Here is a 13,948-nt window from a genome sequence, read left to right as displayed (position 1 = left end):
CTTTAAATTTCCATCTCTCCCTAATCTCCGTTATTTTTGCCACCTTATATTATGAATAGCATGGAACTCTCGAAAAATTACCTGCCTGCAACGGTTGAAGAAAAATGGTATCAACAATGGATGGACAAAGGCTACTTCCGCTCTAAACCGGATGGCCGCCAACCCTTTACTGTCGTCATCCCCCCGCCAAATGTGACCGGGGTACTGCATCTTGGCCATACCCTCAATGAAACCGTCCAGGATATCCTGGTGCGCCGGGCTCGTATGAGCGGCTTCAACGCCTGCTGGGTTCCAGGTTCCGACCACGCCTCCATTGCCACGGAAGCCAAGGTGGTAAATATGCTCAAACAGGAAAAAGGCATCGAAAAATCACAACTCACCCGCGAAGAATTTCTCAAATATGCCTTCGAATGGAAAGATAAATATGGAGATATCATCTACCACCAGATAAAAAAACTCGGCTGCAGCTGTGACTGGGACCGCGTTACCTTTACCATGGACGATCACTACTACAAAGCTGTGATCACCGTTTTTATCGATCTTTATAAAAAAGGCGTGATCTACCGCGGCGCGCGCATGATCAACTGGGATCCCAAAGCCAAAACAGCTTTGAGCGACGAAGAAGTAGAATACAAAGACCTGCAGGGTAAGCTCTATCACGTAAAATACGCCATTACGGATGCTAAAGGCATTGCTACCGGCGAATATATCACCATCGCCACCCAGCGCCCCGAAACCATCATGGGCGATACCGCCATCTGCGTAAACCCGGAAGATGAAAGATACGCCCACCTGAAAGGACACTTTGCTGTAGTGCCGCTGGTGAACCGCAGCGTGCCCATTATATTTGATACCTACGTAGACAAAGAATTCGGTACCGGTGCGCTGAAAGTAACACCTGCGCATGATATCAACGACTATAACCTGGGTCTGAAACATAACCTGGAAATAGTGGATACCCTCAACGACGACGGTACGCTTAGTCCTGCTGCTATAGTATTTGTAGGGGAAGACCGCTTCATTGCCCGTAAAAAAGTAGTAGCCGCCCTGGCAGAACAAGGGCTGCTCGTAAAAGAGCAGGAATATACCACCCGCCTCGGTTACAGCCAGCGTAACCCCGACACGGTAGTGGAGCCCCGCATCTCCACCCAGTGGTTTGTAAAAATGGCGGAAATGGCCAAACCCGCCCTGGATGCAGTGGTAAACGGTGATGTGAAGATCCATCCCGGCGACCGCTTCCTGGCGACCTACAAATACTGGATGGAAAATGTGAAAGACTGGTGTATTTCCCGCCAGCTTTGGTGGGGCCAGCAAATACCTGCCTGGTATGCGCCTGATGGCTCCTTTGAGGTTGCCGCCACCGCAGCCGAAGCAGTACAGCAGTTTGCTGCCCGCAGCATCACCGTGTCTGCCGCCGAGCTCAAACAGGACGAGGATTGCCTGGACACCTGGTTCAGCTCCTGGCTCTGGCCAATGGAAGTGTTCAATGGCATATCCCAACCGGATAACGAAGATATCAATTACTACTACCCTACCTCCGTACTGGTAACCGGGCAGGATATCATCTTCTTCTGGGTAGCCCGTATGATCATGGCCGGACTGGAATACAAGGAGATAAAACCTTTTGCCGACGTATATTTCACCGGGATGGTGCGCGACAAACAAGGCCGTAAAATGAGTAAACAGCTCGGTAATTCACCAGACCTGCTGGAGCTTATCCATGCCTATGGCGCAGATGCCGTTCGTTTCGGTATCATGATCTCCTCTCCTGCCGGTAACGACCTCCTGTACGACGATTCCAGCTGTGAACAGGGCCGCAACTTCTGTAATAAAATATGGAATGCCCTGAAACTGGTGAAGATGTGGGAACAACGCCAGGAAGAAGATAACAACACTGCTGCAGATAACTTCGCTGTAAAGTGGTTTGAAAGCAGGTTGAATGAAGTTCAATCGGAAGTGGCGGCACTGCATAAGGATTTCCGTCTCAGCGAGGGCCTAAAAGCCATTTACAGCCTGGTATGGGACGACTTCTGCAGCTGGTACCTGGAGTGGGTTAAACCGGGTTTTGAACAACCGATCCCTGCGTCCATCTATCGTAAAACCATTTACTTCTTCGAACAGCTGATGCAGCTGCTGCACCCATATATGCCTTTCATTACAGAAGAAATATACCAGCAGCTCACCACCCGCGCGGAAGATGATTCCCTGATGATGAAGCGGTTCACCACACCGCAGGCGCCGGTACATGCCACCCTGCTGGAAGGTACGCTGGCTAAGGAAGTGATCAGCAGCATCCGCGATGCTCGTAATAAACACCAGATAAAACCAAAAGATCCGATCGTACTGCACATTGAAACCAAACACGATAACGCGTTCAAACAAATTGAAAGCATGCTCGCCAAACAGGTGAATGCAAAAGCCATTCATTATGTTCAGGAACCCGTGCCAGGTTGCATTACCCTCGTGATCCAGAAAGATAAATTCTACCTGGGAACAGAAACCGCGCTGGACACTACCGCCCAGAAAGCAGCACTCACCAAAGACCTGGAATACCTCAGAGGATTCCTGGCCTCCGTAGAAAAGAAACTCAGCAATGAGCGCTTCGTACAGAACGCTAAAGCAGAAGCCGTGGACGCAGAGCGTCAGAAAAAAGCAGATGCCGAAGCAAAGATTGCTGTTATAGAGGAAAGTTTAAAGACCTTATAATTTTTAAGATCGCCCGGTCGTTACTATACCGGGCGATTTTTTTATATCCCGGCACTATCATGCAAAAACATCTGTTACTTAGTTTCTTATTAGCCACTGCTGTTACACCGGTATTTGCGCAATCCGCAAAGAAACCAACTACCGCCGCAGCAAGTAAAAGACCCATGAAACTGCGCAGCAGCTGGGGCATTTACCTGAGCGATACCCTCCCAAAAAGTGAAGTGATTAAATTGCTGGACTCTGCGCTGATAGTGCGCGATGAAAAGAATATCAAATACCCGGTGCAGTCTTTCGCTTTTACCTATGAAAAACATGAGCCTTATCTTAATGATACTACCGGGCAACCCGCTATATACAAAGATTTTACCGGCGATAATTTCAAGACGGCCGCCCTGCCTGCCGCATGGAGCAAAAGCCTGAAAGAAACCCTGCAAACGGGAGATGTGCTTTATTTCGATGAAATCATCATCAAATACACAGAAGACAAGTTATACAAAGCCCCATCCATCCAGATAAACGTGAAGTGATCTGTCTTCCTAATAATTAAACAACTGCTGGATCGGTACAATAAAATCCACCCGGTTCTGCGCATTGTCTGCCGGATCCTCGTCGAACAGGTGACTGAAACGCACGCCGAATGTAAAAGGCAATGCATTCCCTATGCGGGTATCAAAAAACAATTCCGTTCCTGCCGAAGTAAAGCGGGTATTGGTATTCACGTTGTTACGGGAAAACCTGGCCATGCTGTAATCGTAAAACAGGTTAGCCCTGATGCGGTTAAAATACAGGATCTGTGCAAATCCCCAATCGGGATACGCCAACGGCAAATGATAGTTTGCCCCGAGTTTATAGATACTGGTGTACAAAGGCGTATTATACCCTCTCGCATATACGAAATTATCAGTGAAGGTATAATTGAAGGCATTGTCCCGCTGCTGGTAAGCACCCTGCAACACCAGGCTGTGATTTTGCCATAATCCCGGTAAATACTGATCCAGCCTGGCGTACAGCTGCTCTGCATACAGGCCCGTTACGGAACTGTTATACTGCACTGCCAGGTACTGCCCGAAGTGTGTGTAAATGTTCTGTACTGCTTTGATCCGCTGGTTATTGAAGATGATGGTGTTAGTCAGGAATTGCAGGTCGTTCCCTTTATACCTGGCATCGAGATAACGATGGCGGATATTGTAATTACTGCCGAAAGATACACTACGGCTGTAAAGGCCTGATGAGAAATTCAACGGAACGCTGAAGCCCACATGCGCGGTAGCCTCATTCCAGTATACACGCTGCCGGTTCTGATCAAGGCCGTTACGGTTAATGGTATAATCCGCCCCAACAGACAGCACGGGGAACCATCCCGCGAAAGTAAAGGCAGCGGCAATATCTGAGCTTCCTTCATTCCTGTTATACGTATAGCCGATACTGGTAGAGGTAGTGCTCAGTATATTCTCCCCTATCAGTGATATGCTGTAATCCGGATCATTAAAGGAGGGCACCCAGCTGTGGAAGTTAAACGGGCGGGTGAACTGGGGGTATTTTTTCACTGGCAGGGAATCATGCGCCAGCTCCAGGATGTTACCGCCTTCCTTAAAATGAGGCTGCAGCCAGGCACTGCGCCTGTTCCCGCTTACATCTACCGGTTCCCATGCCGCCTTGTTCAGCGCTGCGTGATACAGCTTGTATCCCTTCACGGTGAATTCACTGAAAACGAGGCTGTCGCCGGACTGGTCTACTGCCATATGCAGCGCACTGTTACCCCTGTCGGTCACTTCGTATGTTTTCCTGTCTGATAACGTGATGGCATATACGTTATTCACATCTTTCAGTCCGCTGGTAAAATAAACCGTATCGCCGCTCACCGCCGGTATGCCTATTACGGTATAACTGAAAGGCGTAAGCACAGTGCTTTCTCCTGTAGCCAGCGACTGCCGCACCAGCGCCATCTCTCCCTTACTATTCCTTACTGCGCTGATCACTGCCTGTTCTCTTTCAGCAAAACGGGGATAGGTATAGTACCAGTTTTCCGGGTTGGGCAGTTGCTTCTCCACTGCGGCAGTACGTGTGTTGATCAGCTGCAGGCTGTATTTCATAGCGGTGGTGATAGACACGGCTATTACGCGCTCCCCGTTTTCGCTTATGTCCGGGGAGAAGAATTTCCCCTTCGGGGAAACTGTTTTCGTATGCCCGGTGACGTTATCCCATACCCTGATCACTGAAAAGTCCTTCCAGCCCCAGCGGGCATCAAAGCGGGCAGCGGCCCAGGCGATACGTCCGTTCCGGTAACTGAAGAAATCGTCATATAAAATACCCGGGCGTACCAACAGACTTTCTTTGCCTGTAGCATCCAGGCGGTAAATACCAGGTACTTTGTTCCAGGCATTTTTTAATACTACCCATTCGTTTTTTCCGGCACTGTATATATAGTTATAGTTGGTCACCGGTTTTGCTACCGGCAGCAGAGGCTGCGCCGGCGTAGTGTCCGGCCTTGCGGCGTAGCTGTTCCACAGCGGCTGGTATTCTTTCAGCATGGCATTATAAAAGCCGGTTATGTTCATCCCTGTTCTTTTCTTCAGGCTATGCGATAACGGGTAAAATACCCCGCGGAAACGGACCGCATCACTGGTCACATCTTTCCAGAAAGTTTGGCCGTAATGCTCCCGGCCGTAGGTAGTCATCAGGTAACCCAGCGGGTAGTGATCCGGCACATAATCCACATAGGAACCGTTGCGGATTTTCATATAGGCGTAACGTTTACCTGCCTGTGAAAGGCCGCGGAAGCCATCGAAAAAACCGGGCAGCCTTCCCCTGCCCTGTGGCGTCAACGCTGTTTCCATCACCACGGCATCTCCTTCCCAGAACCAGTTTGGCACTGCAATATTGGTTATGGCCGCCTGTCCCAGTTGTCCGCCGAGAATAGAAAAAACTTTGGATACTCCCTGCCGGAAGTTCATATTCTGTAACACGTGCCGGTATTCGTGTACTGCCAGCTGATCTACCCAGTTCAGGGAGCCGAGGTCCAGCGAGTTAGGCGGTGGTGCAAGATAAAATTCAGAACGGAAGGGGCCTAGTTGTACATATCCGTTGGATTGCAGGGTTTGATTCTGTAGTACGATGCTTACTTTTTTTTGCAGCCCGCCGATGGAGGAACGGGTATAACGGTTAAGATAGTGGACCAGGCCGGCCACTCGTTCTCCCTGGGCAGTCATGCCATGGGGAAAGATCACCCGCACCGTATCGGTGTTGATCTGCTGCCATTTCAGCGAAGGCGGGTTACCTCCGAATTGTTGCGCCGATAAAGAAAGGGAAAAGGAAAACAGCGTAATGGCAAGAAGAAGACGCATAAAAAATAACGAATTACGGATCTAAAGCAGATGATGATAACGTATAAACGAAAATATGGTTCTTTCCTTATATTATAACCGATATTCGCTGTAATCTGCTTTTAAATCTGTAATTCGTTACCTGGTATCTTTTAACACTCAGGAAGACTGATTGGAATATTCACTGCCAGGCCTCCGTCGGAAGTTTCCTTATATTTTGAGTTCATATCCTGTGCTGTTTCCCACATGGTTTTCACCACAGCATCAAGGGAAACCTTTGCCAGTTCGGGGTTACTTTGCAGCGCCAGCTGGGATGCGGTAATTGCTTTGATAGCGCCCATGGTGTTCCTTTCAATGCAGGGCACCTGTACCAGGCCGCCGATAGGATCGCAGGTAAGGCCCAGGTGGTGCTCCATGGCTATTTCCGCTGCCATCAGCACCTGCCGCTGGGAGCCGCCCAGGCATTCCGTGAGGGCAGCTGCCGCCATGGCGGATGACACTCCTATTTCTGCCTGGCATCCGCCCATCGCTGCAGAAATAGTGGAGCGCTTTTTAAAGATGCTGCCTATTTCTGAAGCCGTAAGCAGGAACTGCTGGATCTTTTCTTCCTGGAAACCATCGCAGAAAGCGATGAAATACTGCAAAACTGCCGGAATTACGCCCGCAGCGCCATTGGTAGGCGCAGTTACCACTCTTCCGAAAGATGCATTCTCTTCATTTACGGCCAGTGCAAAACAGCTCACCCAGTCGAGCGTATAGCTGAAATGCTCACCGCCTGCCCTGATAGCGTCAATCCACGAGGCATAATCTGTATAGGTACGGCCTTTCAGTAATTTTTTGTTGAGTACCGCAGCGCGGCGGCCCACTTTTAATCCGCCGGGTAATTCCCCGCCGGTATGACAGCCGCGGTAGGTACATTCCTGCATCACGCGCCAGATGTTCAGCAGTCCTGCCCTGGTTTGTTCCTCGGGGCGCCAGGCCAGTTCATTTTCCAGTACCAGTTCGGAAATACTGTATCCTGTTTTGATACACCATTGCAGCAGCTGACGGGCAGTATCAATCGGGAAGGGCAGATCCACCTGTTGTGCGCTACCACCGGCATCTCCTTCCTGTACCACGAAACCGCCACCTATGGAATACCAGGTGGAAGCCAGTTGCTCACCATCCATAAAGGTAACGAGGAAGGTAAGGGCGTTGGGGTGGAAAGGCAGTGATTCTTCAAAAAGGAAATCAATATCTTCAACAGGGTCGAAATCTATTTCATACTTACCTGCTATCTTCATTCTGCGGTTGCGGCGGATATCGTCCATTTTGGAATTGATCTGGTTCACATCAAAGGTTACCGGATCGTCCCCGCAAAGGCCCAGCTGTACAGCAATATCTGTACCGTGGCCGTGGCCCGTTTTGGCAAGGGAGCCATATAATAATACCTGCATTTTATTTACAGCCGCCAGTTTGCTTGCCTGCTCCAGCTGATCCAGGAAATGCAGGGCTGCCCGCCAGGGGCCGAGGGTATGGGAGCTCGAAGGGCCAACGCCTATCTTGAAAATGTCAAATACGGAAATACATTCGTGTGCCACTAATTTTTTATTTATCTGTAAAATTAACGGAAAGCGGAGGAATAATACAAATGCAAAAGCGGTACCGTTTATGCAGGTACCGCTTTCTGTATGTGGGCGTTAATTATTTATTAACGTAGTCTTTCAGCTTTACATTGAACAACAGCACAGAGTTGGCAGGGATCTTAGGGTAAGCGCTCGGGCCATAGGCGTAGATAGAAGGCAGGATCAGGTTAATTTCGCCTCCCTTACGGATCTTAGGGATACCGATGGTCCATCCGGAGATCACTCTGTTCAGGTCGAACCTGGCGCTGTCGCTGCTGTCAAAAACCGTTTTATCCAGCAACTGGCCTTTATAGGATACCCATACATTGGCAGCTGCGTTAACAGAATCGCCCGTTCCTTTGGTAACGATCTGGTAAAAAATACCGCGGGGCTCGTGTTGTACATTGGTAATATTATTGGCGGCTATATATGCTACAATTTTTGCGGAATCAGCATCATACTGTGCAATGGCGTCATAGGCAGGTGCGTCATCTTTCTTTGAACAGGCAGCAAGCACTAACAGGAATAACCCTCCCAACAGGAAAACTTTCTTCATACAGTTACGGTTTCAGTTTTATGATAATTAAAAGGTGACGATACAATGGGCATAAGATAATACATCTACCGGATACTTACCAGCTCCAGGTCAGAAATGAGGATGGCATTAGGGGGAATTATACCTGCAATGCCTACGGTGCCGTAAGCCAGGTAGGAAGGGATATATAACCTGATCTTTCCTCCCTGTGATATTTTCTGCAGTCCTATCTGCCAGCCCGGGATATGGTTCTTCAGCATCCGGTGATCGAAATCGGTAGGTCCCAGGGAGGTACCCACTACTTCGCCCGTAACTAAATAATTAGTGTATATAACAGTGGGAATGGAGGTCGCTTTTACGAAATGGGTGCTGTCGCCCGGCTTCTGCACCGTGTAATAGAGCCCGGAAACGTCCCTGGTGGCAATTTCATTATGATCCAGCAGGTAACGCTGAATGGTGTTTTCTGCCCCGGCATCCGCCTGTAGCAGTTCATTGGAGGTGTTTTTTCTGCAGGCTCCTGATATTAAAAGCAGGCTTACGCAAATTATTTTTACAACTGTATTCATCCGCTTCTGTTTACTATCTCGTTGTTAAACGGAGATCGGGTGATAAAGTTACAACGGAAAAGTGATCCGCATAAAAAAACTCCTGCAGCACCGGGTCTGCAGGAGTTTTTATGTTTTTATCAGCTGAGATTAGTAGTCCATGCCCATACCGTGGCCACCACCGCCCATAGCAGGAGCAGCAGCTTTTGGTTCTGGTTTGTCTGCGATTACACATTCGGTAGTCAGCAGCATGGAAGCGATAGACGCAGCGTTTTCCAGTGCAATACGGGTAACTTTAGTTGGATCGATAACACCTGCAGCCAGTAAGTTTTCGTAAACTTCTGTACGTGCGTTGAAACCGAAATCAGCTTTACCTTCTTTTACTTTCTGTACTACGATAGAACCTTCGATACCTGCGTTGGCAGTGATCTGGCGTAATGGTTCTTCGATAGCGCGTTTAACGATGGAAATACCGGTCTGTTCGTCGTTGTTATCACCTTTCAGTGAACCCAGGGCTTCGATAGCGCGGATATAAGCCACACCACCACCAGGTACGATACCTTCTTCAACCGCAGCGCGGGTAGCGTGTAAAGCATCGTCTACGCGGTCTTTCTTTTCTTTCATTTCTACTTCAGTAGCAGCACCAACGTACAGTACAGCTACACCACCGCTTAATTTAGCCAGGCGTTCCTGTAATTTTTCGCGGTCGTAGTCGGAAGTAGTTACTTCGATTTGCGCTTTGATCTGTCCGATACGGGCCTGGATCGCGTCTTTTTCACCTTTACCACCTACGATGGTAGTATTGTCTTTATCTATAGTGATGGATTCTGCTTTACCGAGGTAAGTCAGGTCAGCATTTTCCAGTTTGTAACCTTGTTCTTCGCTGATAACGATACCACCGGTGAGGGTAGCGATGTCCTGCAGCATATCCTTTCTTCTGTCGCCGAAGCCAGGAGCTTTTACAGCGGCTACTTTCAGGGTACCACGCAGTTTGTTTACCACCAGGGTAGCCAGTGCTTCACCTTCCAGATCTTCGGAGATGATAACCAGCGGAGCGCCCTGCTGAGCTACTTTTTCCAGGATGTGCAGGATATCCTTCATAGTGCTGATCTTTTTGTCGTAGATCAGGATATAAGGGTTAGACAGCTCAGCCTGCATTTTTTCGCTGTTGGTAATGAAGTAAGGAGACAGGTAACCACGGTCGAACTGCATACCTTCCACTACTTCTACAGTAGTATCAGTACCTTTTGCTTCTTCAACGGTGATAACGCCGTCTTTGGTTACTTTCTGCATTGCTTCAGCAATCAGTTTACCAATTTCAGCATCATTGTTGGCGGAAATAGAAGCCACCTGTTCGATTTTGCGGGTATCGTTACCTACTTTTTCGGACTGTTTCTTCAGGTTTTCAACAACTGCTTTTACAGCTTTGTCGATACCGCGTTTCAGGTCCATTGGGTTTGCACCGGCAGCTACGTTTTTCAAACCGTCGCCGATGATAGCCTGTGCCAGAACGGTAGCAGTGGTAGTACCATCACCTGCCAGGTCAGCAGTTTTGGAAGCTACTTCCTTCACCATTTGTGCACCCATGTTTTCGATTGCGTCTTCGAGCTCAATTTCTTTTGCTACGGAAACACCATCTTTAGTTACGCCGGGAGCACCGAATTTCTTCTCGATTACTACGTTACGGCCTTTAGGACCCAGGGTTACTTTAACAGCATCAGCCAGAGTGTCAACGCCTTTTTTCATTTTGTTGCGGGCGTCTATATTAAAGAAGATTTGTTTTGCCATAATACTTTAAGATTTTTCTTTTAGGAATTAATACATATCACGGACAGCGCTTAAACGATTGCCAGGATATCAGATTCACGCATGATTAAGTAATCTTCGCCTTCGATAGGGAGTTCCTGACCAGAGTATTTACCATAGAGTACGGTATCGCCTACCTTCACAGTGATGGGTTCATCTTTTTTACCGGGTCCGGCAGCCACCACGGTGCCTCTCACAGGTTTTTCTTTCGCAGTATCGGGGATGATGATACCGCCAGCTGTTTTCTCTTCTGCTGCTGCAGGTTTCACGATTACCCTGTCAGCTAAAGGTTTAATACTTAATTGTTTAGCCATAGTAGTTTTTATTTAAAAAAGATGTTTGTGAATTTTGTTCTTCCGTCCACGAGAATTATGCCAATGGCCTTTTCGGGTCAAATTTGCAGGTCACGAAGGTATCGACTTGCTTTCACACTGACAAATCATGACGAGCAACCCGAAAAAATGACAGGAACGCGGAGTTTGTCTGGCTCAGGATTATGATGATTTTAATGATTAGCCGGATATTCTTTGAGCGAAGGTTGTCTGACGCGGAGTTTGTCTGGCTCAGGATTATGGTGATTTAAATGACTACGTTGATCTTTTGAGTTTTTATAAAAATAAAGGGAGATATGAACGATATATTCATTTTTATCTCCGTTAACTGCATTAACAGAAATTAAAAAATATCAATATGATCATTTAAATCACCATAATCCTGAGCCAGACAAAATCCGCGAATATGAAAATTTTTCTCTACTTTTGCGCCCTTATACCAGTTCTTTTTTATAAGATGATCAGTAGAAGAAATATCCGGGTAAAAGTAATGCAAACACTTTATGCCCTGGAAACGATGGAGCAAAGCAGTATTAAGCCAGGCACGGCCACCAGACTTTTAAATGAAAAGCTGGACCAAACCTGCCAGATCTTTACCTACTTACTTAACTCAGTGGTACAGGTAGCACAGTACGCTGAAATTGACGCGCAAACCCGTGCTTCCAAACACTTACCCTCTGCCGAGGACCTGCAGGTGAACACAAAAATTGCAGGAAATGAATTTATTTACCAGATAACCAGCGACAAAGGTTTCCAGGTAAACCTGGAACAATGGAAAATGAAGCTGCAAACAGATGATGATCTGCTCAGAAAGCTTTATAACCAACTCATTGCTACAGATACCTACAAAGCCTATATAGCAGACGGTAGCCGTACCAAAGCAGGTGAAAAGGAAATACTGGAATTCATCTATAAAGAAATACTGGCGAAAAGCGAGCCGTTCCAGCAACACATGGAAGATACCTTCCTCCATTGGGGCGACGACGAAGAAATGATGGGCATCCTGATAAATAACTATTTCAATAAGCCGCATCTCTTCAATTTCCTCCAGCTGATCAGCAAGGAAAAACTGGACTACGCAAAGGAACTCCTGCTCACGGTAACAGACAAAAAGGAATACTGCCTCGAACTGATCAAACCTAAGTTACAAAACTGGGATTCTGAACGTATTGCCGCAGTGGATATGTTGCTGATGGAAATGGGGGTGTGTGAATTCCTCTATTTCCCTACCATTCCCACCAAAGTAACGATCAACGAATATATAGACCTGGCGAAAGCATACAGCACCCCTCAGAGCGGACAGTTCATCAACGGTATCCTGGATAATATCCTGAAAGACCTTGAAAAAGAACAGCTGGTGCAAAAACAGGACCGTCCGAAAAAGTAAGTGGGAAAAGTTATTTTTACGGTAAAATAGTAAGCCATGAAAAAACTGTTCTGTTTACTCGCCTGTGGAAGCCTGCTGGTGGCGGCTTGTAACAATAACGCAAAAAACAATACCGCTGCTGCTGCTGCCGGGAACGGGCAAAAAAATGAAGCTGGACAATCTTCCGCGCTTACCTTTGAAGAAAAGGTGCATAACTTTGGAGAAATTACAGCCGGTGAAAAAGTGGAATATTCCTTTAAATTCACCAATACAGGCACCAGCCCGCTGCTCATTGAAGACGCCATTTCCAGCTGCGGTTGTACCGTACCTGAATGGCCAAAAGAACCTATCAAACCCGGTCAATCCGGCTATATGAAGGTAGTTTTCGACAGCCACGGAAAATCCGGTTATACTGAAAAAGAAATTTCTGTTAAAATCAACAATAATGACGGTTATGTGGTAGGACCAAAAATCCAGTGCAATATCATTACCAAATAGTCCGGACTAAACTATTAAATCAATTATAGAAATGAACATCCTGAACATTTTATTAATGGCGCCCCAGGGCGGTGCCCAAGGCGGTGGTAACTCCTGGGTTTCTTTCCTGTTCTTTGGCGGTATGATCCTTGTCATGTGGCTTTTCATGATCAGACCTCAAACTAAAAAGGCAAAACTGCAGAAACAATTTATTGATAACCTGAAAGAAGGTGATAAAATCGTCACTATTGCCGGTATCCACGGTAAAGTGAAGAAAATGAACGATAACAACACCGTTCTCATGGAAGTAAGCCCAGGAACCAGCTTCACCATCGAACGTTCTGCCATCAGCATGGAATATACTACAGCCCAGCAAAAAGCGGCTGAAACCAAATAAGGATTACGCTAAAGTAATTACTGCTACGGAGTTACAGACAGATAACAGGCAAGGATCCAGGTCCCCCGGTAATCTGCCCGTAACTCCGTAATTCATATGGGTAGTTCGTAATTTTTTATAAATTGGAACCATGTTAAAGATTGGAATCACCGGGGGAATTGGCTCCGGCAAAAGCACCGTTAGCAGAATATTTGAATTACTCGGCGTTCCCGTATACTACGCGGATGACCGGGCGAAAGATATCATGGTCCGTGACCCGGAACTGGCCGCACAGGTAAAACATCACTTTGGCGAAGAAGTATACGACGCGGGGGGCGCACTGAACCGTAAACTCCTGGGAAATATTGTATTCAACGACAAAGACAAGCTGGCCCTCCTGAATTCGCTCGTACATCCCGCCACCATCCGCGATTCAGATAACTGGGCCCAACAGCAGCGCACGCCCTATGTGTTAAAGGAAGCCGCCCTGCTATTTGAAACAGAATCGTTTCATCATCTCGATAAGGTGATCTCCGTTTTTGCCCCCCAGCCCTTACGTGTACACCGCGTCATGAAGCGCGACAACGTAACCCGCAATGAAGTGCTGGCGCGCATCCACAAACAAATTGATGAAACCATTAAAATGAAACTGAGCGATTACGTGATCTATAACGATGAACAGCATATGGTGATCCCCCAGGTGCTGGCCCTTCACAAAAAATTCCTGGAACTCGCCACCACAAAGTAATACCGCTTCAAGTCCACCTCACAGGCAGGAACACAGCAAAAACAAAACCTGCGCCCTCCTGGTGCCCGGCTATTTGCATATACCCGCCAGTTACCTGCTGTATACCACATGGCCCAACCACCCATGGTTT

At 47.5% G+C, this 13,948-nt stretch carries 12 protein-coding genes; 6 read left to right on the top strand and 6 right to left on the bottom strand.

Features of this window, described 5'->3' with window-relative positions:
• Positions 1-60 precede the first annotated feature (60 nt).
• Both FN124_RS25390 and FN124_RS25385 read left to right on the top strand, forming a co-directional pair.
• Complete coding sequence (locus FN124_RS25390) at positions 61-2,706, top strand: valine--tRNA ligase (RefSeq protein WP_142687604.1); 2,646 nt, start codon at positions 61-63, stop codon at positions 2,704-2,706.
• 59 nt (positions 2,707-2,765) lie between these two features.
• The gene (locus FN124_RS25385) at positions 2,766-3,233 is read left to right on the top strand and encodes a hypothetical protein (RefSeq protein WP_142687603.1); all 468 of its coding nucleotides are present in this window, start codon (positions 2,766-2,768) and stop codon (positions 3,231-3,233) included.
• Positions 3,234-3,242: 9 nt separating this feature from the next.
• On the opposite strand, the gene FN124_RS25380 is transcribed toward FN124_RS25385, so the two are convergent.
• The 6 genes from FN124_RS25380 to FN124_RS25355 all read right to left on the bottom strand — a co-directional run bounded on the left by FN124_RS25380 (position 3,243) and on the right by FN124_RS25355 (position 10,833).
• A complete protein-coding gene (locus FN124_RS25380) occupies positions 3,243-6,050 on the bottom strand; it encodes a hypothetical protein (protein ID WP_142687602.1) in 2,808 nt (935 codons plus the stop codon).
• Between the two features lie 131 nt (positions 6,051-6,181).
• Positions 6,182-7,609, bottom strand: coding sequence for an L-serine ammonia-lyase (locus FN124_RS25375; protein WP_142687601.1), 1,428 nt, complete (start codon positions 7,607-7,609; stop codon positions 6,182-6,184).
• Between the two features lie 103 nt (positions 7,610-7,712).
• On the bottom strand, positions 7,713-8,189 hold the full coding sequence (locus tag FN124_RS25370; RefSeq protein ID WP_142687600.1) for an FKBP-type peptidyl-prolyl cis-trans isomerase: 477 nt from the start codon (positions 8,187-8,189) through the stop codon (positions 7,713-7,715).
• 65 nt (positions 8,190-8,254) lie between these two features.
• Positions 8,255-8,734 carry an FKBP-type peptidyl-prolyl cis-trans isomerase gene (locus FN124_RS25365; RefSeq protein ID WP_142687599.1) on the bottom strand — a complete coding sequence of 160 codons (480 nt, stop codon included), beginning with the start codon at positions 8,732-8,734 and terminating at the stop codon, positions 8,255-8,257.
• Between the two features lie 129 nt (positions 8,735-8,863).
• Entirely contained in the window at positions 8,864-10,501 is a 1,638-nt protein-coding gene (groL, locus tag FN124_RS25360; RefSeq protein WP_142687598.1) for a chaperonin GroEL, read from the bottom strand.
• A gap of 50 nt (positions 10,502-10,551) precedes the next feature.
• Positions 10,552-10,833 carry a co-chaperone GroES gene (locus FN124_RS25355; protein ID WP_079473337.1) on the bottom strand — a complete coding sequence of 94 codons (282 nt, stop codon included), beginning with the start codon at positions 10,831-10,833 and terminating at the stop codon, positions 10,552-10,554.
• Between the two features lie 475 nt (positions 10,834-11,308).
• On the opposite strand from FN124_RS25355, the gene nusB reads away from it, so the two are divergent.
• From nusB to coaE, 4 genes are all read left to right on the top strand, one after another.
• Positions 11,309-12,238, top strand: a complete 930-nt coding sequence (gene nusB / locus FN124_RS25350) for a transcription antitermination factor NusB (protein WP_142688099.1) — start codon at positions 11,309-11,311, stop codon at positions 12,236-12,238.
• A 36-nt stretch (positions 12,239-12,274) separates the two neighbouring features.
• On the top strand, positions 12,275-12,715 hold the full coding sequence (locus tag FN124_RS25345; protein WP_142687597.1) for a DUF1573 domain-containing protein: 441 nt from the start codon (positions 12,275-12,277) through the stop codon (positions 12,713-12,715).
• Positions 12,716-12,746: 31 nt separating this feature from the next.
• A complete protein-coding gene (gene yajC, locus FN124_RS25340; RefSeq protein ID WP_260607582.1) occupies positions 12,747-13,091 on the top strand; it encodes a preprotein translocase subunit YajC in 345 nt (114 codons plus the stop codon).
• Positions 13,092-13,221: 130 nt separating this feature from the next.
• Positions 13,222-13,818 carry a dephospho-CoA kinase gene (gene coaE / locus FN124_RS25335; RefSeq protein WP_142687595.1) on the top strand — a complete coding sequence of 199 codons (597 nt, stop codon included), beginning with the start codon at positions 13,222-13,224 and terminating at the stop codon, positions 13,816-13,818.
• Positions 13,819-13,948: the final 130 nt, after the last annotated feature.

This window comes from Chitinophaga polysaccharea (assembly GCF_902150045.1).
Taxonomy (GTDB): domain Bacteria; phylum Bacteroidota; class Bacteroidia; order Chitinophagales; family Chitinophagaceae; genus Chitinophaga; species Chitinophaga polysaccharea_A.
This window is presented reverse-complemented; position numbering and strand designations above follow the sequence as displayed.